This window comes from Streptomyces gilvus (genome assembly GCF_022513565.1).
Classification (GTDB): Bacteria; Actinomycetota; Actinomycetes; order Streptomycetales; family Streptomycetaceae; genus Streptomyces; species Streptomyces gilvus.
In genome coordinates, this window is record NZ_JAKWBE010000090.1 from 1 (window position 1) to 404 (window position 404).

Annotated in this window: 1 protein-coding gene; it reads right to left on the bottom strand. The window is 71.5% G+C overall.

Annotated features, from left to right (window positions below; genetic code table 11):
- On the bottom strand, positions 1-404 hold a 404-nt coding region (locus MKW14_RS40750; protein WP_441349318.1), incomplete at both ends, for an L-arabinose isomerase family protein.

Consider the following 404-nt stretch of genomic DNA (forward strand, 5'->3'; position numbering starts at 1 on the left):
AGGTCTTCCAGTCGCCCTCGCCGCCGAAGCCGTAGCCGTCCGCCATCAGCCGCTGCACGGCCAGCCCGGGCAGCTGCCGCAGCCCGCCGAGGTCCTCGAAGTTGGTGGTGAAGGCCGTGAAGCCCCCGTCGGTGAGGAACGTGCGCAGGCCCAGTTCCTGGCGGGCGGCGTAGAGGAGGGCGTCGTGCCGGATGCCGCCGGGGCGCAGGGCGGGCACCACGTCGTAGGACTCGCAGTATTCGGCGGCCAGTTCGGCGGCCGCCTTGGCCTCCACGGCGTCGACCACGGTCACGAGGTCGTTGACGCCGTAGGTGTTGACGGAGTAGCCGAAGCGGAGCTGGGCCTCGACCTTGTCGCCCTCGGTGACCGCGACCTCGCGCATGTTGTCCCCGAAGCGGGCCAGG